The organism is Arthrobacter sp. GW822-FHT05G07 (genome assembly GCF_058799755.1).
In genome coordinates this window covers 29,616-49,138 of the sequence record NZ_JBXALT010000019.1, presented here as the reverse complement: position 1 = coordinate 49,138, position 19,523 = coordinate 29,616, and the positions used below count along the sequence as shown (strand labels likewise).

22 protein-coding genes are annotated in these 19,523 nt (G+C 62.7%); 18 read left to right on the top strand and 4 right to left on the bottom strand.

All coding sequences use genetic code 11. From position 1 onward, the window contains the following. From AC1RJY_RS23835 to AC1RJY_RS23805, 7 genes are all read left to right on the top strand, one after another. Positions 1-432: hypothetical protein (locus tag AC1RJY_RS23835; protein WP_498603683.1), on the top strand; the 432-nt coding region annotated here is incomplete at its 5' end. A 14-nt stretch (positions 433-446) separates the two neighbouring features. Then, the gene (locus AC1RJY_RS23830; RefSeq protein WP_349472055.1) at positions 447-752 is read left to right on the top strand and encodes a hypothetical protein; all 306 of its coding nucleotides are present in this window, start codon (positions 447-449) and stop codon (positions 750-752) included. Between the two features lie 104 nt (positions 753-856). Further along, a complete protein-coding gene (locus AC1RJY_RS23825; protein WP_253033878.1) occupies positions 857-1,159 on the top strand; it encodes a hypothetical protein in 303 nt (100 codons plus the stop codon). Positions 1,160-1,430: 271 nt separating this feature from the next. After that, complete coding sequence (locus AC1RJY_RS23820; RefSeq protein ID WP_349472053.1) at positions 1,431-3,143, top strand: hypothetical protein; 1,713 nt, start codon at positions 1,431-1,433, stop codon at positions 3,141-3,143. Positions 3,144-3,584: 441 nt separating this feature from the next. Next, on the top strand, positions 3,585-4,499 hold the full coding sequence (locus AC1RJY_RS23815) for a ParA family protein (protein ID WP_253033881.1): 915 nt from the start codon (positions 3,585-3,587) through the stop codon (positions 4,497-4,499). Continuing rightward, complete coding sequence (locus AC1RJY_RS23810) at positions 4,496-4,867, top strand: ParB family protein (RefSeq protein WP_253033911.1); 372 nt, start codon at positions 4,496-4,498, stop codon at positions 4,865-4,867. The genes AC1RJY_RS23815 and AC1RJY_RS23810 overlap by 4 nt, the downstream gene beginning before the upstream one ends. A 171-nt stretch (positions 4,868-5,038) precedes the next feature. After that, positions 5,039-5,860 carry a hypothetical protein gene (locus AC1RJY_RS23805; RefSeq protein WP_253033883.1) on the top strand — a complete coding sequence of 274 codons (822 nt, stop codon included), beginning with the start codon at positions 5,039-5,041 and terminating at the stop codon, positions 5,858-5,860. A 28-nt stretch (positions 5,861-5,888) separates the two neighbouring features. Here the strand turns inward: AC1RJY_RS23805 and AC1RJY_RS23800 are convergent, their stop codons facing one another. Further along, entirely contained in the window at positions 5,889-6,458 is a 570-nt protein-coding gene (locus AC1RJY_RS23800) for a recombinase family protein (RefSeq protein WP_253033884.1), read from the bottom strand. 231 nt (positions 6,459-6,689) lie between these two features. Here AC1RJY_RS23800 and AC1RJY_RS23795 point away from each other — a divergent pair, with 231 nt between their 5' ends. The 3 genes from AC1RJY_RS23795 to yiaA all read left to right on the top strand — a co-directional run bounded on the left by AC1RJY_RS23795 (position 6,690) and on the right by yiaA (position 10,429). Beyond that, on the top strand, positions 6,690-7,199 hold the full coding sequence (locus AC1RJY_RS23795; protein ID WP_253033885.1) for a hypothetical protein: 510 nt from the start codon (positions 6,690-6,692) through the stop codon (positions 7,197-7,199). Between the two features lie 1,041 nt (positions 7,200-8,240). Continuing rightward, positions 8,241-9,308, top strand: coding sequence for an IS110 family RNA-guided transposase (locus AC1RJY_RS23790; RefSeq protein WP_253033886.1), 1,068 nt, complete (start codon positions 8,241-8,243; stop codon positions 9,306-9,308). A gap of 593 nt (positions 9,309-9,901) precedes the next feature. Continuing rightward, complete coding sequence (yiaA, locus tag AC1RJY_RS23785) at positions 9,902-10,429, top strand: inner membrane protein YiaA (RefSeq protein WP_253033887.1); 528 nt, start codon at positions 9,902-9,904, stop codon at positions 10,427-10,429. Between the two features lie 754 nt (positions 10,430-11,183). Here yiaA and AC1RJY_RS23780 read toward each other — a convergent pair. Beyond that, positions 11,184-12,020: an IS5 family transposase gene (locus AC1RJY_RS23780; protein ID WP_253033888.1), complete on the bottom strand. Its 837-nt coding sequence runs from the start codon at positions 12,018-12,020 to the stop codon at positions 11,184-11,186. Between the two features lie 97 nt (positions 12,021-12,117). On the opposite strand from AC1RJY_RS23780, the gene AC1RJY_RS23775 reads away from it, so the two are divergent. Genes AC1RJY_RS23775 through AC1RJY_RS23760 form a run of 4 tightly spaced genes read left to right on the top strand, consistent with a single transcriptional unit; the run spans position 12,118 to position 13,539 of the window. Further along, complete coding sequence (locus tag AC1RJY_RS23775; protein WP_253033889.1) at positions 12,118-12,393, top strand: glutaredoxin family protein; 276 nt, start codon at positions 12,118-12,120, stop codon at positions 12,391-12,393. A gap of 54 nt (positions 12,394-12,447) precedes the next feature. Then, the gene (gene ssb, locus AC1RJY_RS23770) at positions 12,448-12,990 is read left to right on the top strand and encodes a single-stranded DNA-binding protein (protein WP_349472059.1); all 543 of its coding nucleotides are present in this window, start codon (positions 12,448-12,450) and stop codon (positions 12,988-12,990) included. Next, a complete protein-coding gene (locus AC1RJY_RS23765) occupies positions 12,983-13,240 on the top strand; it encodes a ParB family protein (protein ID WP_253033890.1) in 258 nt (85 codons plus the stop codon). The genes ssb and AC1RJY_RS23765 overlap by 8 nt, the downstream gene beginning before the upstream one ends. A 5-nt stretch (positions 13,241-13,245) precedes the next feature. Further along, a complete protein-coding gene (locus tag AC1RJY_RS23760) occupies positions 13,246-13,539 on the top strand; it encodes a helix-turn-helix domain-containing protein (protein ID WP_253033891.1) in 294 nt (97 codons plus the stop codon). A 478-nt stretch (positions 13,540-14,017) separates the two neighbouring features. On the opposite strand, the gene AC1RJY_RS23755 is transcribed toward AC1RJY_RS23760, so the two are convergent. Next, complete coding sequence (locus AC1RJY_RS23755) at positions 14,018-14,338, bottom strand: hypothetical protein (protein ID WP_253033892.1); 321 nt, start codon at positions 14,336-14,338, stop codon at positions 14,018-14,020. Between the two features lie 9 nt (positions 14,339-14,347). Then, positions 14,348-14,587, bottom strand: a complete 240-nt coding sequence (locus tag AC1RJY_RS23750) for a helix-turn-helix transcriptional regulator (protein WP_253033893.1) — start codon at positions 14,585-14,587, stop codon at positions 14,348-14,350. 427 nt (positions 14,588-15,014) lie between these two features. Here AC1RJY_RS23750 and AC1RJY_RS23745 point away from each other — a divergent pair, with 427 nt between their 5' ends. From AC1RJY_RS23745 to AC1RJY_RS23730, 4 genes are read left to right on the top strand one after another with little or no spacing between them, the layout of a single operon-like run. Then, on the top strand, positions 15,015-15,404 hold the full coding sequence (locus tag AC1RJY_RS23745) for a MobC family plasmid mobilization relaxosome protein (protein WP_253033894.1): 390 nt from the start codon (positions 15,015-15,017) through the stop codon (positions 15,402-15,404). A 3-nt stretch (positions 15,405-15,407) separates the two neighbouring features. Beyond that, entirely contained in the window at positions 15,408-17,048 is a 1,641-nt protein-coding gene (locus tag AC1RJY_RS23740) for a relaxase/mobilization nuclease domain-containing protein (RefSeq protein ID WP_253033895.1), read from the top strand. A gap of 29 nt (positions 17,049-17,077) precedes the next feature. Next, positions 17,078-18,274 carry a hypothetical protein gene (locus tag AC1RJY_RS23735; RefSeq protein WP_253033896.1) on the top strand — a complete coding sequence of 399 codons (1,197 nt, stop codon included), beginning with the start codon at positions 17,078-17,080 and terminating at the stop codon, positions 18,272-18,274. Between the two features lie 59 nt (positions 18,275-18,333). Then, entirely contained in the window at positions 18,334-19,374 is a 1,041-nt protein-coding gene (locus AC1RJY_RS23730) for a PDDEXK nuclease domain-containing protein (RefSeq protein ID WP_253033897.1), read from the top strand. The last annotated feature ends 149 nt before the right edge of the window (positions 19,375-19,523 follow it).

The following is a 19,523-nucleotide window of genomic DNA, read 5'->3' as shown; positions in this document are numbered from 1 at the left end:
ACCGTTGTGCTGGGCCTCGTCTCCGCTGGCCTGCTATGGACTGTCGTGGCCACAGACGCCCCGTATTCATCCCCCCAGATGCTCGACTTCGCCACACAGCCCAGCGTTCGCATAAACACCTGGTTAGTGCTGTTCTACGTGGCCTACATTGTCCTTCCCCTGGTGCGGCCGGCGTACCTCGACTCCACGAAGAACCCTCTCCGGACAGGCCGGATGGCTTCAGGCATGATTGCCGGCGGTTTCACCCTCTCCCTCTTGCGCGCCGGAGCGTACCCCGTCGAGTGGTTTGGTAGCGGGAATGTGGTTTACCTGTACATGCTCATCTCCTATGCCTCCACTGCCCTCGTGGTCGTGGGACTCGCGCTGTTTGCTTACGCGCGCAGGAACAGAAAAGTGAAAACCGAGCTGGGATCTGCCCTCTCACTCGATTAGGAAGGCCGGGAGACATGACTACCCCTCAACAAGCGCAGGAAGCAGTCAAAAGCGTCTTAGCGGAAGTACCGCGGGAGCATGAGGCTGCCTATCGCGTCATCTACCAGGCAGTGAAGGTGTGCCTGGCAGATGGCATGGAGCGGCGGGCAGCTGCCGCCTACTTGGGAGTCTCGCGGTGGCGTATCGACCGCCAGGGACGCTACTTTCGGTCTTTGAGAGCGACCAGGACCTTGTTCCGGGATGCCATGGCTGCCAATCCTGCAACTGATCCTGCCGGCGAGTCCGTGGAAGCCATAGTCCGAAGAGCGTGGAAGAAGTAGCCCTCAAAGGGTCCCAAATCCCAAAATTCTTGGTTTCATGACATATTGGAATCATGCAATCTGGAATCTGTCACGAGCTTGCTGGGCGAGTCACACCCCACGCGATGACTCTTTCAAAAAGAGCGACACGCCGCGGCGACGTGCAGGGTTTCGTTTATCAAAACCGCTTAGATAGCACTATGGCAATTCAGAAGCTTGCTCAGGGAGGCCGCCCTTCCAAGGGGCCCCGGCACACGTTTGTGGTCAAGCCCGATCTTGCGCGGGCCGAAAAGCTGCGGGCCATTATGGAAATTCTTGGCACGAACGCAGTTGATTACCTGACACCGCTGGTTGCCAGGCATATAGATTCCATCGACCTTGAAGAACTGCGCAATCAGGAGACATTGCCTATACCGAAAGCCAGTTAATAACTGAAGGCCCGCACATGGCGGGCCTTCGTTAAGTATTTAGTTCAGATCTCGTTCTTGGCGGGATGTCGATCTGAACTTTTGTCCAACACCCACCCAGTGGGTGGATTTTGTCGTTCCCCCGAAGGAGTAACTGCTGTCTATGGTACCGGAAGTCAATTCCGCGTCAACGCACGCACGTAAGGGTGTCGCGGGCCAACCTAGCCCTCAGCAGGCGTGGATCCTTGCACCCCTGATCGCCGGCCAAGCGTCCTACCGCCTAGGCCGATGGATGGGCACCAGGTTCCAATACCCGCGGCCGGCAACTCCGCCCACCATTACGACGTCTCTGCCCGAGCACCCCGCAGCAGTCATGATCCACGGTACGGACGGTTCCGTAGCCACTCTCTGCATCGACTTGGATACATCCAAGGCACTGAAGAGCGTCGTGGACTCAGACGCAGCCCGGCTCAGGAAGCTTCTGAACGAAGCCAACGTCAGCTACGTGGAGGACTTCTCCCCCAGCGGCGGCAGGCACATCTACATTCCCCTTCAACAACGCCTCACCGCCGCCAAAGCCCGCGAGCTTGTCGAAGCCCTCGGCCTTCTCGCCGCAAGCCTGGACCCGAGCCCCCACCAGAACATCACCGACGGCTGCATCCGCGTCCCGGGCTCAAGGCACAAGGCTGGCGGCCACCAAACCCTCATTACTCCCCTATCCCAGGCCTACGCCACCCTCCGCGTCCGCAACTCAGCGCGTGCCATAGCAGCATTGCGCGCCGCACTGGCCCCGGAGCTGGCCCGCAACAAGGCCATCCAAAAACGCCAAGCCAAAGCAGCAACAACAGTACGGACCACTGCTGGACAGCTGCCCGTCGCTGGCCGCAGCGAAACCCCCCTGCGCCGGATTGCACGCACTGGCCTTTACGACACGGCTACGTACGCCAGCGCCTCGGAGGCCCGCATGGGTGTGCTGAACCACTTCGCTGCGTGCGGATGGACCCTGGAAGAGGTACGGAACGAACTCACCGGCCAGTTCCCGGGCCTGGCAGCCCTCTACGGCACGCAAGCCAAACAGGCGCGACTCCTTTCCAGCGAATGGGCCAACGCCCAGGCCTTCACCAACGCCGGCAGCACCCAAAAACGTAAGTCCCGTGAACCCGGAAAAATCAATGCCCTTATTAACAACACAAGCCCCACTGAACCCACAGGGGGGGCACTCAACCGCAGTTCCGCGTCAATCCACCAACTCGTAAACGACTTGGAAAATGTCCTGTACGCCGTCCTGGACCACCGCTTGGCAGCCAGGGGCCGCGAAGGACTCGGCCTCCGCCTCCTGGTCCGCGGCCTGCTGGGTTACATGAGGGCGAAAGAAACGGATCTTCTCGATGTCGGTTGTCGTACGCTTGCGGTCGCGCTGGGAAAGCACCATGTCACCATTGCCCGGTTACTTCCCGTTCTGGCCCAGGCCTCCGATGGAATTCTCACCAAAGTCGCGGATGCTCGCCACAAGACAGCAGACGTCTACCTCATTCAGTTGCCTCGGCACTATCAGCAACTAGCGAGGGAGCTGACGTGGCGCAAAGGACGCATCCATGCCGTGCGACCTGTGTTCCGAAGCCTGGGAGACGTGGCTGCCCTTGTCTATGAATCCATCGAACGAGCTAGGCACTCCCCCACCACCGCGGAGATTGTCCGTTTTACGAGCATCAGCCGCAACGCCGTATCGACCGCGCTGACCGAGATGGAGGCCCTGGGCATGGTTTACCGCGACCACGGTCACTGGAAGAGGAGGGCAGTTAATCTGACTAATCTGGCGGCAAGGCTGGGCGTGTTGGAGGACTACCAGGCCCACATCAGCCGTAACCGGTTCGAACGCGCCCGCTGGCACGCATACCTGGACCGTTTCCGGACCGTTGAGGTTGATGAAGGTGCACTGTACGACCAGGAACGGGAGGAGTATTGGCTGCCTCCTGGGGATGCTGCGATCTGGAACGCCGCATAGACGACGAACCGGGGGCTGCAGCGATGCCCGGGTTGCCTGTACGCATTTTTCCGGTTACCTCCGGCGCACTGAATATGCGGACGACGACAGGACGGGGGCTCCGAGAAAGCTGCCGCAAAACGGCAAGCACTGACGCCCAATGTGGACCGCTTTTGAGATTCATCCTCCGGTCTCCACCGGGGGCCGACAGCGGGGGACAGCGCGACGGAAGAGCTGCAGGGCGGCGCTCAATCGCTTACCTGCAGGGTTTCCTCATGTTGGTCATTCGCTTGCGAATGAAGCGTATACAGCAAAGCAATTGAAACTTGCTTTAGAAGTAAAACTTGCCATAACAGCTTTACTTTTTTGACTTGTGAAAAAAGTAAAGACACGCAAGCCAGCTTCACAAGTGAAACAAGTGCCGCCTGGTTACGCTGGGAACACTTGTGAAAGGAAGATTCGATGAAACACGATCTGGACCGCGGCGCGCTCAGCAGGGTAATCGCGGTAATCAACGGCAAAGGCGGGGTCTTCAAGACCAGCTTGGTAGCCAACGTCGGTGGACTCCTCGCGGAGGCTGGCTCACGCGTACTCCTCGTGGATTTGGACCCGCAGGGCAACCTTGCGGAGGACCTAGGTTATTCCGACAAGGGGGACGGCGGCAGGAGCTTGGCAGCGGCTCTCTGCTTCGGTGCAGAGCCGTCCCTGCTCACAAGTATCCGACCCAACCTGGACGTCATTGCCGGCGGACCCGAACTCGATGATGCAGCAGCGTTTCTCGGAGCCAAAGCCCAAAAGGACCGCGACGCAGCCCACCTAGCCCTGGCAAAGATGCTCGCAACCATCGCGGGGGAGTACGACCTCGTCCTCCTTGACTGCCCGCCCGGAAACGAGCCCCTCCAGGCATCAGCCGTCGCGGCCGCACGGTACGCACTGGTGCCGCTGAAGACAGACATGTCCAGCCGCAAAGGCGTCGCTGCGGTGGCAGCACGCATGGACAGCGTCGTGGGACTCAACCCAGCACTCGATCTCCTGGGTGTTGTCCTGGTGGGAACCGGAACCAACTCAAAACAGGTCCACAAAGTCACCCGCGACCACCTCATCGCCGACTTCGGCACCGACGAAGTGCTGTTCCCAATGACCATCCGACACGCAGAAGCAACTGCCCAGGCCTGCCGGGAGCGCGGGCTACTGGCGCACGAGCTCGAACGGGAACTTAGCAAAGCACCCAAATGGTGGGAGATTCGTCGCGGAGAAGCTAAAGCCACGAATGCAGGGCCAAGGTCTGCATCCAGCGTTGCTGAGGACCTGCATGCAGTCGCCATGGAAGTAACGCGGCGGGTAGCCGCTGCAGAGTCCCAGGAGGTTAGCGCATGAGCACCGAGCAGAACGCCGGCCGGCCCACCCTGGGCTTGCCGCCGCGACCCGCCGCAGCACCCACGACAGATGCACCACTAGCGCGCATGCTCTCCGGGCGCCGCCAGGAGGCGCCGGCGAAGAGGGAAGAACCAAAGGATTCCCCGACTGAGAACATGACGGTAAGCATCCCAACCGCTCTGCGCAATCGCGCCAAGGCCGCGTACAAGGCGACCAGCTACGCCGAGGGAGATAACACCTGGGCACATTTCGTTGCTAAAGCCATCGAAGCAGAAACCCGCCGCCGCGAAGCCGAACACAACCAGGGCGAGATGTACCCCTCATGGGGAGAGAAACTGCCCGGCGGCCGGAGGCTCAAGGATAGCTAACGGGGAAGTACGTCCCCCAAGCCAGATAGCAGTACCCGGGGGAGTGGTCGAACACCACAGGACCCGGGACCGGAACAGAGTAAACAGAGGAGAGAAGTGGGCGAGTCAAGTACCACTAAGGCCCGAATACAGCTGCCGACGTGGTGGGGAAACCAAAAGGATCTGGCGAGGTTGGTCACTTTGGTCAAGTCCCTGCACTCGTCCGCTTCCGCAGAAGCGCTAGAAAAGTTAACGGCCAGCAGGGCAAAAACTCGTGAGCTCAACGAGGCGAGAGTGGAGTCGTTGGCTGCGGCTATCGCAACCAATATTTCAAAAAATGGAGGGGACCCCGGTCGTTTCGCTGATCCAACGACCCTTATGGAAGAGGCCCGCATTCTGGGGTCGCTGGAAGAAGACGGCCATTACACCGCCGAACGCGCAGTTAAGGAACTGGATCTTGAGATGGCAGTCAGCCTAAAGACCTGGGACGAAAGGCGGACCGGTTCCCCTGACGTCCTCATTGAAGATCTGGACGAACGGGAAGTGAAGCGCATCGAACTATCCTTTGGCCAGCAGTACTCAGGTGGGACCTTCCTGCGGCTGGAACTCGGGAAGTATGGTAGTCAGGCGGAACTTGGAGGACCTGTTCACTGGGTTTCGTCAGCCGCCGGTCAACTCAAAGTTGAACTGAAGCGGCAAAGCAGCTGGCTTGGACGCCTCGTTGGTAGTGGATGGGGGCACACGCTAATCGCGGTACCCACCGCCGTGGTAATTGCGTTGCTCCTGCTGCCCTATGTCAAGAGCACATGGGATTTAGTGGCAATAGTTCTCGTTTTAAATGTCCTTGTATCGTTCGTTGCTGCTGCCGTTCTGCAGAAGTTCATCCCCAGATTTGAACTGATGAAGGACGGCAAGCCAAAAATAAAGACCTGGCTTGGATGGGTCGCCGGACTTCTCGGCACCGTCATCATAGGACTTGGGACAAATGCCCTGTCCAAGATGATGGGGCTGTAGAGGTCGGTCAGAACTGGCCGCTGTGAGTTCACCTTGGCGGGAGATGCCGATAGAGGGTTGTGCGCGCCAGTCCAGTCTTGGTGACTATTTCGCGGATGGGCACGCCCTTGTCCCGGAGCATCAAGGCATGTTCGAGCTTGTCAGGATCCACAACGGAAGGACGTCCGGTGTGACGGCCATGGGCGGCAGCTACCGCCCGGGCATGGGAGGCCCGTTCAGCGGCGTAGGTGCGTTCCATTTCTGCGAAGAGGGCCAGCATGACGACGGCCAGCTGCGCCATCGGACTGTCCGGAGTCGATGTGTCGATTCGGAGAGGATCGGCCAGTGTCCGGATCCCGACGCCACGTTCCTTTAATTCGTGAACCAGATTTAGCGTGTCCCGGACCGTCCGGCCTAACCGGTCGAGGGTGTGAACGACAATCACATCTCCTGGGCGCGCCTGGCGCAGCGCTTCATGCAGCCCTGGACGGTCCCTGGTGGCCCCGGACTTCTTGTCTACGTAGACATGCTCACTGTCAATGCCGGCGGCCGCCAGGGCGTCCAGCTGCCGCGCCACGTCCTGTTTAGGCGTTGAAACCCTCGCATACCCGATATCCATTGATGCACCGTACCTAAATTCGCTGTCGTTACGGTTGAATATGGCGACCATTGTGGATTGAATTCCGGGACAATCAGATTACGCGCCGTTCTGCGTATTCAGATGCGAGGGGGAGTGTCCCACCCGGGGTGTCCCGGTTCTAAGGAAGTGAGACATTTTTGTAGTACCTCTCATGCCGCCCACAATCCACGCAGTTGATGGCCGGCTAGGGGGGAGTAAGGGGAATGAGGAATGATTCTGGACATGACACCAGTTCGTACCTCAACTCAGACTAATCAGACTAAAGAGAACCGGAAAGGCTTCGTGGCCTTGATCTCGATTTCTGTTTTGACCTTCGTCGTCTTTGCGGTTATGGCCCAGCCACCTATAGCGAACTTCGTGGGAGCGATGTTCGTAGGAGTTGGAGGCATGCTGATGGTCGGGATTCGCTTTTTTCAGCAAAACGCTGCCAGGGCAGTTGAGGACGCCAAGGAAGCCAACCCAGACAAGGCTCCTGCATTAAAATCCCCGTGGGGCTCCCGCCCCATAACTGCCATGGTTGGCTGGGTGAAGCGGCCCTCATCCGCGGCGAGAAAAGCGGAGCGCGAACGCTTGAAGGCAGAAAAGAGCGAGGCGGCCGCAATTCAGAAGTCAGTCGAAGCCTTCGAAGACCTAGGGTTTGGCCTCTTGGGTCTCGGTGGTCTAATAGTCGCAGCAGCCGCCCTGCAAGGCTGTATTGAAGCAATTTTCGGAACTGTCTGACGAACTCTGATGCCCGTAACCCGACGCGCCTGTTCCGCCGTTCGGATAGCGATTGCATAGGAGTCTTCGGACTCCAACGATTCAGCGGCAACTCCGGGATGTGCCGATGTGGGTTCGCTAGGTCAGGCCGGCCCCTATCCCAGTTCTAAGGAAATGGGACGAAGAGATCTGAGGGAGTTGACCGGCCCTTGGTCGTAGTATCTGGGGCCGAAGGGCGAGTCAACGCAACTGCTACTTGCTTGGCATCCAGCTGTTCCAATCGTGCGTTGACCAGCTGCCAGATTGCCCGGGCTTACCCGGTGTCCCCAGGATGCCAGGCAGTCCTGGACGGCCGGCAACCCGGACGAACCTGGGGGATTCCGTGGGGTGCTGATGAATGGTTCGCAGGGCTCACAGGATCGGGCGTCCGCTGGCGCGGCCGGCTGTTGGGCCCGGCCCCGACGTCGCAGAGCTCCGCCTTGCCCGGACCTGTTGTGTCTACGACGTTTTTTGGCTGCTGTCCTGACGGATTGTACGTGTCCGCTCCGGCCCGTCCAGCCCCTCCTAATTCGTCGCTGATTTCCTTCGGGAATTTCCCGCCCTTGCCCTTACGGGTAGACAGGCCTCCGTCGGCCACAGCTCCGCAAGCTTCGCCAGCAGCCAAAACAACGAGGGAGAGGAGACGCTGGCCGATCACCTAAACCGCCCCGCTCACCGGCAAACATTGTGGTCCGCGCCCGCACCCGTTTCCACCCGCTTGACAGACTGTGAGTCTTTACTTGGCTGGTCCGGGACCGGCTGGCAGGGTTGACGTTGGTCGCTCCGCCGTGGTTGTGACTCATGACAAAACTGGCCCCCCGCGGGTGCCTTGCCTATGAACTGTCCGGCTGCGACGGGGTGACCGGCGCCTGCCCGGCCCACCTCAGTGGCTTGATCAGAAGCATGCCCGACCTCGCGGGGTCGTGGCTCATCACAGGTATGCCCCGAAGTGATCCCTTTCCGGGTCGGCGCCGGTCGTCAGCGACCGGATCATCGCCCGTGCAAGGAAAGGAACCGGACGCTGTGAGCACCATTGTCGCGCATACTCATCCGTTCGTCATCGGCGTGGATACCCACTCCAAAACTCACACCTACGCAGTCCTCACGGCGGCAGGTCAGCACCTCGGGACCGAGACGTTCCCGAACACTGCGGCGGGCCGTGCCCGCGCAATCTCCTGGGCCGGACGCCGCACCAGCGGTGTCGCCGACGCACTGTGGGTGATCGAGGGAGCCAACAGCTACGGTGCGCAGCTGGCGCGCAACGTCACCGACACCGGCTACCGTGTCGTCGAGGCCGCCCGCATGAGCGGTGGCCGGCGCGGGGTCGGCAAGTCCGACCCGCTCGACGCTCAGCGCATCGCCGCCACCGTGCTGTCCCTGCCAAGTGATCAACTGCGGATCCCGCGGCAGGATGAGGGCGTGCGTGCCGCCACACAGATCCTCCTGACCGCCCGCGACGAGCTCGCCGGGGAGCGCACCCGAGCAGTGAACGCGCTCACCGCCCTGTTACGCATCACCGACCTCGGCATTGACGCCCGCCGGCCCCTCGGCGCCCGTACGATCGCCGAGGCCGCGCGCTGGCGCACCCGGGAAGAACCTCTCGCCACCGCAACCGCCCGCACCGAGGCGATCCGTCTGGCCAAGCGCGTCCTGGAACTGGACGCCGAGCTCGACCAGAACATGGCGCGCATCAGCGACCTCGTCGAAGCCAGCCCGGCCGCCGGGCTGCTTCAGAAGACCGGTATCGGCCCTGTCACAGCAGCCAGGACTCTCGTCGCGTGGTCTCACCCGGGCCGGATCAACAGCGAGGCCGCCTTCGCCGCGATCGCCGGCGTGAACCCCATCCCCGCATCCTCGGGCAACACCACACGGCACCGACTGAACCGTGGCGGAGACAGGCAACTCAACCGGGCGTTGAATGTCATCGCGATGGTCCGAATGGTCCACGACCCCGACACCCGCGCCTACGTCGACCGCCGACGCGCCGAAGGCAAGACCGACCGTGAGATCCGCCGCATCCTCAAGCGCTACCTCGCCCGTAGCATCTACCGACACCTCAACACCGCACCAACCTCCAAAATTGGGGGTTGACGAGATATAGAAGCTTCATAGAAGCGTCGGGGGAGAAGGGAACTGCCGGTCACCTAAGCCGCCCCACCCACGTGGAAGGAACACAACCATGAGCGACAGGAGGTCCCGCGAGCCCTACTCGGGAATGCCGACGGAGAGGGGCCCGCCTCCTAAACGACTCGCATGCAAAGTACAAGAGACTCGGCGGCGTGCGTGGCGTCGACCGTGAGGACCTCTACCAGCTGCATGCGTACTCCTCGACGTTTGAAGCATCGATCGCAGCGCGGGCCTACCCGGCAACCAGCGCCGACCTTCCAATGGATGAGCGAAACACCCCGTGGCAGACCAGCAACAGGACGCTTTCGTTCCTAACTTTGCCGACCGAGAAGGATCGTTGCGTACCAAAGCTGGCGCAATGGCTCGGGAACTCTGATGCCTTGCGCTGACCCGCCCGGCCAACCAGTCTCCACCGTGTAGAACGCTTCGTCGAGGGTGGGACTTTCTTTCGCCTAGTGTTTAGTCAAACCGATTGAAAAATGGTGTTCATCGATTCAGACGCTTGAATACGCCGGAAGACATAAGTAATCTGCTCGATCCAACCAAAGGAAAATTACATGGCTGAATCTAAACTTGTCCCGCAGAAGCCCACTGGAGCATTCATCGGCGCTAGCTGGGTTGCGTTGCTCATTGGAGTGTCGTCCTACCTCATCGGTCTTTGGAACGCAACGAGCATGGAGCTTAACGAGAAGGGATACTACTTCACGATCCTACTCTTCGGACTGTTCGCGGTAATCTCGATCCAAAAGACGATTCGAGATCGAGCTGAGGATATCCCAGTCACGAATATCTACTACGGCGTGGCATGGTTCTCCGTTATTGCGTCACTTTCGCTACTGGTCATCGGTCTTTGGAATGCGGATATGCTTCTGTCTGAGAAGGGCTTCTACGGTCTCGCCATGCTGATGTCTCTCTTCGGAGCTATCACCGTTCAGAAAAACGTGCGAGACATGGCAGTGTTTGCCGAAGTCGAGAAAACCGAGAACCCAAAGCGAAAGCTCTTCTCGGGTCAGGACATGCCTGCCGCACCGCCTGGGTCTACTAATCGCCCTAGCTCCAATCCGATCCTCGGCAGACCAGAATGAGTTGAGGCTTTTAGGTATCGAGGCTGGTGTGTTTGCAGGCTGGGTTGTTGAGAAGATGATGCCCAACCCAGAAGATCGCCCTCCTAAGCCGGGAGCCGGACCAGCTTGATCTGGCACAACAAAGAAGAGGGACGACCTGCGGTCGTCCCTCTTTCTTATTCAGTTCGAAAGGCTGACCCTCCTCCGCGGCCAAAGTCCTTCTCGCGTGCAGAGCCGCGCGGCGCCTTGGCGAGTCCCCGTGAGGGTCTTCTTCAGAAGGGATGACGACCTCCCTTCCCACATTCGGAGCGGACTTTCGTGATCAGGCCCCGTTGCAGGCTCCAAAGCACCCGGGGTCTGCTGCCAGGACGTACCTGCGGAATGACCACGCCAGCTGTCATTTTCAGAAGCTGACTGCACTGACTTCCCGTGATTTCGGGGTAGTGCAGATGACTTCTGAACACTGGCTGCTCGATACTCCTCTGCACTAACGCCGCTTCTGCTCGATACTCACCTGCATAAAGGTCACTTCGGCCCGGCACTCCGCCGCCCAGTGGCTTAGTGCAGAGGACTCCTGACATTCAGTGCAGACGACTTCTGAAACTGACACTACCGCCACTTTGCTGACGGCCTGACGTCCCGCTATTCGCACTAAATTCAGCGGAAAAACCCCTAAAACACCGGCAAAAGAGCTATCCATTCAGTTGAATGATTGTTAGAATTGGAGTAGCAAGTCAGCCAGCCGAACCTAACTGAGAACGTGTTGGGAAAGGGCTCATTTTGGTGTTCCTGGCTGCCAGGGGCGGCGTCCGGAGGCCGGGGCCAGCCGCCGGGCCATCAGGCCGATCATGGCCCACTTGACCATCGCCTCGGCATGGGCGGGAAGCCGTTCGTAGTCATGGCCCAGGCGGCGGCAGCGGACCAGCCAGGACAGGGTCCGCTCCACCACCCAGCGCCGGGGCAGGACCTCGAAGGTGCGCTGGCCCTCGGGCTTCTTCACGATCTGCACGGTGATCCGCAGCAGGCGGCGGGCCAATTCCACACACCTGCCGGCGTAGCCCCCGTCGGCCCACACCAACACGATCGAGGGCATCTTCATCCGGGCCTTGTCCAGGACCAGGCGCCCGCCGTCACGGTCCTGCAGGCTCGCCGCGGTGACCAGCACGACGACCAGCAGGCCGAGGGTGTCGACAACCACATGCCGCTTCCTGCCGTTGACCTTCTTGCCTGCGTCGTACCCGCGCGATCCCTTGCCCACGGTGTCGGCGCCCTTGACCGACTGGGCGTCGACGATCCCGGCCGAGGCCATCGGGTCCCGCCCGGCCGCATCCCGGGCGGCAGCACGCAGCGCGTCGTGGATCCGGTCGGTCGTGCCGTCTGCGTTCCAGCGTTTGAAGTACCAGTACACGGTGTCCCAGGGCGGAAAGTCATGGGGCATCATCCGCCAGGCGCACCCGGTCCGGTCCACGTACAGGATCGCCTCCACGATCCGCCTGCGTGGATGGACCGCGGGCCGGCCCCCGGTCTTGACCGGGACCATCGGCGCGATCAGCGCCCACTGTTCATCGGTCAGATCCGAAGGATAGGGGCGCGGAGTTGAAGCATCCTTCATATTCCAATGCTGGACCCGTCGCCCGGTTCAGTCACCGGTAAGAGACCGACAACTTTCCCAACACGTTCTAAGAGTGATACGAAACCGAGGACTGAAAATGACTCTCACCATCTACACCAAGCCCGCCGGATGCTTTGGCTGCACCAAGACCAAGCAGAAGTTCGCAGAGGCCGGCATTGCCTTCCATGAAGTGGATGTCACCACCAACCCGGCAGCCTTCGAGTACATCACCGAAGAGCTCGGCTACTCCCAGGTCCCCGTCGTCATCTATGACAAGGACGGCACCGAGAACCACTGGTCCGGCCTGAACCCGGCCAGGATCGATCAGATCATCAGCATCGAAGCAGTCACCGGCCGCGTCCGCGACGCCTGAACAAACCCCCACCGGAACCGCCAGAACGAAACCAGCAGAGAAGGAACGAAACCAATGTCAGGCGAAACCAGCATCACCGTCATCGGCAACCTCACCAACGACCCCGAACTGCGTTTCACCCCGGGAGGATCCGCGGTCGCGAACTTCACCATCGCCTCCACGCCCGGCATGTTCGACCCGGCCTCCAAAGAGTGGGAGGACGGTGAAACTTTGTTCCTGCGTGCCACGGTCTGGCGCGAAGCGGCGGAGTACGCCGCCGCCTCCCTGGCCAAGGGCAGCCGCGTCGTCGCCACCGGCCGGCTCAAGCCCCGGTCGTATGAGACGAAGGCGGGGGAGAAGCGCACTGTGATCGAACTCGAGGTCGACGAGATCGGCCTGTCCCTCCGCTACGCGGCCGTCCCCCGGGGGTTCACTAAAAGTGAAGGGTCTTCCGGTGCGGACCCGGGTCCGGAGAGTGCGGTAAATGGAGGCATTCACCCGGCGGACGGGTTCGCCATCAGCGCGCGGGAGTACGCCGATGATGACCCCTGGTTCGGTCTGGACGCAAACCCGGGCGGCCGGATTAACACCACGGACCGGGAGGTGTCCGGTGCCTAAAAAGATCGCCGCCTTCACCCCGTACTTCACCGGGGAGGAAGCCGGGCAGGTCCGTGCCGCGTTCCTGGCCGCGGGGCACCTGGAAGGGGATGCGAGCGTGTCGGACTTCATCGTGCGGGCCACCCTGCGGGAAGTGAAGCGGCTGCAACGCAAGCACAACGGCGGCCGGACATGGGAGCCGGTTCCGGCCGGCGGGCTGCGGCGCGGGCAGCGCACGAAAGATGAACTGCTGCACCGGATTGAGGGCTGACCGCCATGGCACGTGACTGTGAGGATGCAGCGGTTGTGCCGGACCCGGAATGCCCCGGAGTACAGTTCCCGCGGATGCTGACGCCCGCCCGGGGGAAGGAGATCCTGAACGTGGGAATGCCGGCCATTTACGCGCTGCTGGCCTCCCAGGATCTGCGCGGTGTACAGCTCGGTGGCCGGCGTGTGTGGCGGGTCAGTGACGAGGACCCCGTCGCGTACCTGGAACGGGCATGTACAGAAACGCAGGACCGTATCGCCGCCGGCACCATGGAGGCCGCGCCCGGCGGGGACGGGGACTAAAAGTACGACCGCGCGGCCGTTCCCTGAAGCTTCCGCCGGCAGCGTTTGTCCGACAGCCGATATTAACCAGCCATGTTCCCACCAGCAGCGTCCAGGGATCGCCACCTGGGTATCAACCAGGACGCCATCAAGGCGCCCGCCGCGGCCACTCCGGACCTCGACTGACCGGCTCCGGGCAGCGCACCCTCCGGGGCTGGAGGGCCGGGACAAGGACGCCATGCCGGGCGCCGCTTCGACCATTGCCAATGCCTGAGCATCACACCCCGGGACGCCCCGGGACGCCCCGGGACGGGCCGGATGACTGGACGCAAAGGCAGCCCCGGGCAGGCACTGGCCGTCACGGAAACGTGGCGGCCATTCCTGCGTCCAGGGGGTCCTGGGAGGCGTGCGGTGTGGTCCGGAGCTGAGACAGCCGGCCCCGTCTTCTGGCGGAACGGGGACGGCTGTGATGGGCCCCGGGGAACGGTCCCGGTTTCTGCTACCCCTGTTCGATGGAAGCTTCCAGGGGGTCCCCGTGGGGCGGGGTGGCGGTGGTGGCTGCGGTGGTGCGTGCGGCTGCCTTGCGGCGGCGGCCGGCCGCGGCGGGTTCGAGTCCGAGTTTTTTGAGTTCCTCGGCGCTCCAGCCGTCTTTGGTGGCGCGCACGTAGGCGCGGTTGGCGTGGCGTTCGGCGTTGGTGAGTTGTTCTGTCAGGTCGGCCACGCGCTGGCGTGCGGTGACCAGGTCGGTGACGGATTCGATGCGGGAGTCCAGCAGTGCGCGGGCCTGGTTGCGGGTGGATTCAATGTCGTGGTTTGCCATGGTCCAACCCTAGCTTCCGGCCGGGACGTTCCGGCGGCACCGGGAGCCGGGTCCGTGACCGGGAAGCCCGTGCAGGTGCGCGTTGGCCGGGTCCGCCAGCCAGTCGGCGAGGTCGCCGGTGTAGTACCCGATGCTGCGCGGTGTGAGCTGGAAGTATTCGGGTCCGATGCCGTGCCGGCGCCAGCGGCGCAGCCGCGCCACAGGGATGCCGTATTCGCGTTTCACAGTGGTCGGTGAGATGAGAGCCATGACTGTACCTTTCGCTTGCCCACAGCCGAAGTTCCTTTCGGCACGCCCGAAAGCACTGGGCCGGTGAGGGAATTGGCCAGTCGGAGGCGCCGGAGCGTGGAATACCGGAGCGGAGCGAGGATATGCCGCGAAAGCCGGCGGTGCAGACTTGCCAAGGAAGGACCGGGCAGTAGCCTGACCAGCCGAAACGGAACGACGCAGTCGTTTTCCAGCGAGCACCGCGCGCAGCGTCCGCATCTTTCATGCCCACCCCGCGCACAGGAGCGGCAAAGCAGAAACCACGACCCGTCCGGAGCAAGCTATACGTTTACACGGGTGTAAATGGCGTGTCGCTCACGGCCCGGTGGTTGTTTGCTTGGCACACTGGCTTGTGTGGTCCCCGGGTTTCGGGGTCGCTGCGCTGGGCTGTTAAGGGATGGGGGAGTGCGTGTCTGAGGAGAGTGCGCCGCGTTCCCGGATTTCCAAGCGACGCCGGGAGAACAAGCCTGCCGGGTCCAAGAAGCGCCGTGACTTGTGGGTCACCGTCGAGGAAGAAGCCGCCCTGGTTGCCCGTGCTGTCCGGGAGAAGGTCACGGTCCCGAACCTGCTTATCACCGCAGCTTTATCGGAGGGGTCGGAGACGCCGACGGAGCGTAAGGCCGTGATGGCTGAACTGATGTCTATCCATACGTTGTTGGCGCGAGTGTCGAACAACGTGAACCAGATCGCCCGGCACGCCAACGCGGGGGATGAATTCCCGCAGGACGCACGCGCAGTTCTCGGGTATGTGCGCGAAGTGGCGATGCGGATTGACCGGACGATTGAGGGGCTGATGTAGGACATGATGCCGAACATTACCCGCGGGTCCCGGATGTCAGGTCTCCTGGTGTACCTGGCCTCCACCGATGCGGATAAGACGAAGAACTCCCACACCGACCCGCACCTGGTGGCAGGGGACGCGGCGATCATGGCCTGGTACGACGACGGGGTCCTGGACCGCGACGACGCGGTCGCGATTGCGAGGCACTTGGACCAGCCCCGCAAGGCCTTCGGCGTTGAGGTCTTGCAGAAGGATTTCCGCTGGGACCCCGTCAGAAAGGAACGCGTACCGAACGGGTACAAGGCCGCCGATGTGTGGCACTGCTCGTTGAGCCTGCGCGCCGAGGAGGGTGCCCTGACGGACCAGCAGTGGGGCGATATCGCCAATGACTTCGTGGACGCCATGGGCTTCACCGGGGCCGGCGGGAAAGCGCAGTGCCGGTGGGTTGCGGTCAACCACGGCACGAGTGAGAACGGCAACCACCACGTTCACCTTGCCGTGTCCCTGGTCCGTGAGGACGGGACCAAGGCCTCCACCCATGGTGACTACAAAAGGGCGCAGCAGACCTGCCGGGAACTGGAAACGAAGTACGGCCTCGAAGAGCTCTCCTCCGTGCACGCGACCCGTGGTTATGACCGGGCCGAGAAGGCCACCGCGGTCCGTGATGACCGCGAAATGCACCGGTCATCCCTGGCGCGGAAAGTCCGCGCCAGCGCCAGCTCCTCGGCGACCGAGGCGGAGTTCGTCCGCCGCGCCCGTGACACCGGATTGTTGGTCCGGCCCCGCTACGCGAAGAACACCACGGACGTCATCGTCGGGTACTCCGTCGCCGAACGCCCCAAACAGGGTGAGCGGCCGATCTGGTTCGGCGGCGGCACCCTCGCATCAGACCTGAAGCTCGGTGCCCTGCGCGAGGAATGGCCGGACTCCCCGCATCTGGCAACGGAGGCCGCGGCGGAATGGAACGCCGCTGCCCGCAACAAACGCACGGTCTCCAGGACCGGCCCCGAGAACGCAACGCCACCGGCGGAAGCATGGGTGCAGTACACCCGGAACGCCACGGCACTGGCGGACCAGCTCCGCACGATTCCGCGGGATGATCACGCGACCTGGGCGAAAGCAGCGCGGGAAGTATCGGGGGCATTCGCGGCCTGGTCTTACCGGCTGGAGCCAACGCCCGGGCCGCTGGCCGCCACCGCCGCTGAACTGTCCCGCACCGCCCAGCTGCGGGCTCCCCGGCAGCACGGCAAACCCGTCGCGCTGCCGTCCATTGCGGGGACGGCGATGTTGTTCATGGCCGCGTCGAGCAAGAGTAAGACTGCAGCACAGACTGCACTCATGGTGCAGCTGATCAACACCGCCTTTGCGGTGTATGAAATGCACGCCCAGTCCGGCCGGACGCGCGAAGCGCAGCGCATCCGCTCAGTGGTGGAGAACCAGCTGGCCCCGTTCACCGGAACCATGCCGAAGGCTGTACCAGTAGGGGCTGCACAGCAGCCCTCTGCAGAGGCCGCAGCGCCGCCCCGGGCGATCGACATTGCCCGGCGCGGCATGGTGCCGATCCGTCCGGGATCCGCGGTGCCGACGACGCTCACGCCGGCAACGCCGGCCAGGACCTACCAGCCCGGCCGACGCGACTCAGGGCCGGGCCTCGATCGATAAAGACCACCACCAACTGCAAGGGGAACAGCATGAGTGAATCAGATGGAATGGATGACGTCCTGGACGGCGGACTGCGGCAGTCGCTGCTGGTCGCCTCACGTGTTGCGGAGACCTTGGCCCGACGCCGGCAGGAAGCTCAGCGGCAGCAGGAACACCAGGACGCCCAGGTGGCGCACGAAGCGCAGGCACGCCTCGCCGCTGAACGCAGCGCGGCCCACGCGGCGCTGGCACCGGTGGAGAAGGATCAGTGGTGGGACAAGGCACAGCCCAACGACATCGCCACGGCACACGCCGTAGCGACAAGCTGGAAGGACCACGACCCGGCCGCCCTGGCAGCCTCGGAAAAAATCCGGCAGGAAGTCCTTGCCCGGTACGGCATCGACACCCACGACGTCGGCGCGGACGCCGCATACCTTGAATCGGGCATCGAAACGATCAGCGCAGAGCAGGCCCGACGCGCCGCGGCCGCCGAACACCGGAAGGGCATGGCTCTCATCGCGGCCGCCCAGGTCGAAGAACTCCGGATGAAGGCAGAGAAGTTGGCGCCGGAAATCGCACGGCACGACGTTCCCTTCGAGTATCTGAGCAACCCGGTCATGGTCCAGACGTTGCAGGCAGCACAGGATGCCAGGACCCCGGTAGCCATCGAAGCGGCCGATGCCGCCGTGAAGGAACGCCTGTACCTGATCGGCAAAGACGGTGTAAACGGTCCCACCATCGACCAGCTGCGGGAAGAAACCACAGCGAATTTCAATGGGGCCGGCGAAGACCACTTCAAGGACGCCGCCTTCGTGGATGCCGCCAAGGACTGGCATGAAGCGAAGCTCCTGGCGGAGGGCGGCTTTACAGGCACCCAGGAGCAGCCGCTGGAGCAACGCTATGCCCGCACCGAAGCCGAACTCTTTGCCCGCATCGAAGGCATGGGGCGCGAGCTCGAAAACCGTGTCACCGGCGGCGACAGCGCACGGGCCAACGACCAAAGGGAAAAGGCCGAGACCGCCGCCGCAGCGGAGTATGGCTCCGCCGGCCATCACCAAGCTTTCGCAGCGTCCCTGGCCGGCACCGCAAGCGAGGAACAGGTGAAGGGCAGGCTCGCAGCCGCCAGGGGTGAAGGAACGCACCCCAGCGCAGCACTCGCCCCCGGCAAAGGCCCAGCGAAGGCGCGGAAGACCAGCTCCGGCGCCACACTGGGGGCGCAGAAATCAAAAAGCGGTCCCAGCCGCTAGGGCTGCCGCTTCACAGCAGCTGCCGTGCGAGCCTGAGTCTGATCGATAGGATCGAACCCATGACAGACGCCCGCGACCTCGCCCTCCCCACCGGCTACTCCGACCTCCTCGGCGATCTCCAGGACCGGGTCCGGGCCACACGCACCAAGGCACTGCGGACCGTCAACACCCAGCTGATCGAGCTGTACTGGTCCATCGGGCAGGCAGTGCGTGTACAGCAGGAGCAGCAGGGGTGGGGGAGCCAGGTCATCAGACGTCTCTCCGAGGACCTTCGTAAGGAGTTTCCGGATATGAAGGGGCTCTCAGCCCGCAACATCCAGTACATGACGACATTCGCCGGAACTTGGGCCGAGGGACCAATTGCGCAGCAGCCTGCTGCGCCATTGCCCTGGGGCCACATCATGGTCCTCCTGGACAAAAAACTCGGTCCCGCCGCCACCCACTCCTACGCCGCCGCAGCGGTGGAGTACGGCTGGTCCCGGAACGTGCTGCTGAACATGATCATGAACAAGACCCTGGAACGCACCGGGGCCGCGCCATCGAACTTTGCGCAGCAGCTTGCTGCGCAGGATTCCGAGCTGGCCCAGCAGGTCGCCAAAGACCCCTACAACTTCGAATTCCTGGGCCTGTCCCGCGAGGTCGCCGAACGTGACCTTGAGCAGGCCCTCATGGACCGCATCACCGACACCCTGCGGGAAATGGGGCCGGGTTTCGCGTTCGTCGGCCGGCAGGTCCACTTCGACGTCGGAGGCGACGACTTCTACCTCGACCTGCTCTTTTTCCACGTCGAGCAGCTCCGCTACTACGTCATCGAGCTGAAGACCGGCAAGTTCCAGCCCGAATACGCCGGGAAGCTGAACTTCTACATTGCCCTGGTCGATGACAGGCTCCGCCGCGAAGCCCACGCCGACACTGTCGGCATCCTGATCTGCGGCAGCAAGAACGAGCACACCGTCCGCTACAGCCTGGGACGGGCCACCTCGCCCATGGCCGTGGCATCCTATACCTACGACGCCCTGCCGGCGGAGGTCCGCAATGAACTGCCCGACGCCGGCCGGCTCACCGCGGCCCTGGACTGGACCGAGGACACGGAAGACTGACGACCGCGGCGGCAATGGGTACTTCGGGGACGGCGCTTTGGCACGTTGTCCGTCCGCATCCCCGGTCAAGGGGGCAGGACAAATTGCCGGGCTCCGGGCGCGGCCGGCCGGTTCCCCTCGGGGAATACCGGGGCCATGGTGTGCGTTGC

Coding starts and splice junctions, on each gene's coding strand:
- AC1RJY_RS23740 (WP_253033895.1), top strand. CDS start 15,408: ATGATGCCGAACATTACCCGCGGGTCCCGGATGTCAGGTCTCCTGGTG.
- AC1RJY_RS23810 (WP_253033911.1), top strand. CDS start 4,496: ATGAGCACCGAGCAGAACGCCGGCCGGCCCACCCTGGGCTTGCCGCCG.
- AC1RJY_RS23780 (WP_253033888.1), bottom strand. CDS start 12,020: ATGAAGGATGCTTCAACTCCGCGCCCCTATCCTTCGGATCTGACCGAT.
- AC1RJY_RS23825 (WP_253033878.1), top strand. CDS start 857: ATGACTCTTTCAAAAAGAGCGACACGCCGCGGCGACGTGCAGGGTTTC.
- AC1RJY_RS23830 (WP_349472055.1), top strand. CDS start 447: ATGACTACCCCTCAACAAGCGCAGGAAGCAGTCAAAAGCGTCTTAGCG.
- ssb (WP_349472059.1), top strand. CDS start 12,448: ATGTCAGGCGAAACCAGCATCACCGTCATCGGCAACCTCACCAACGAC.
- AC1RJY_RS23795 (WP_253033885.1), top strand. CDS start 6,690: ATGATTCTGGACATGACACCAGTTCGTACCTCAACTCAGACTAATCAG.
- AC1RJY_RS23800 (WP_253033884.1), bottom strand. CDS start 6,458: ATGGATATCGGGTATGCGAGGGTTTCAACGCCTAAACAGGACGTGGCG.
- AC1RJY_RS23730 (WP_253033897.1), top strand. CDS start 18,334: ATGACAGACGCCCGCGACCTCGCCCTCCCCACCGGCTACTCCGACCTC.
- AC1RJY_RS23815 (WP_253033881.1), top strand. CDS start 3,585: ATGAAACACGATCTGGACCGCGGCGCGCTCAGCAGGGTAATCGCGGTA.
- yiaA (WP_253033887.1), top strand. CDS start 9,902: ATGGCTGAATCTAAACTTGTCCCGCAGAAGCCCACTGGAGCATTCATC.
- AC1RJY_RS23750 (WP_253033893.1), bottom strand. CDS start 14,587: ATGGCTCTCATCTCACCGACCACTGTGAAACGCGAATACGGCATCCCT.
- AC1RJY_RS23735 (WP_253033896.1), top strand. CDS start 17,078: ATGAGTGAATCAGATGGAATGGATGACGTCCTGGACGGCGGACTGCGG.
- AC1RJY_RS23820 (WP_349472053.1), top strand. CDS start 1,431: ATGGGCACCAGGTTCCAATACCCGCGGCCGGCAACTCCGCCCACCATT.
- AC1RJY_RS23760 (WP_253033891.1), top strand. CDS start 13,246: ATGGCACGTGACTGTGAGGATGCAGCGGTTGTGCCGGACCCGGAATGC.
- AC1RJY_RS23775 (WP_253033889.1), top strand. CDS start 12,118: ATGACTCTCACCATCTACACCAAGCCCGCCGGATGCTTTGGCTGCACC.
- AC1RJY_RS23755 (WP_253033892.1), bottom strand. CDS start 14,338: ATGGCAAACCACGACATTGAATCCACCCGCAACCAGGCCCGCGCACTG.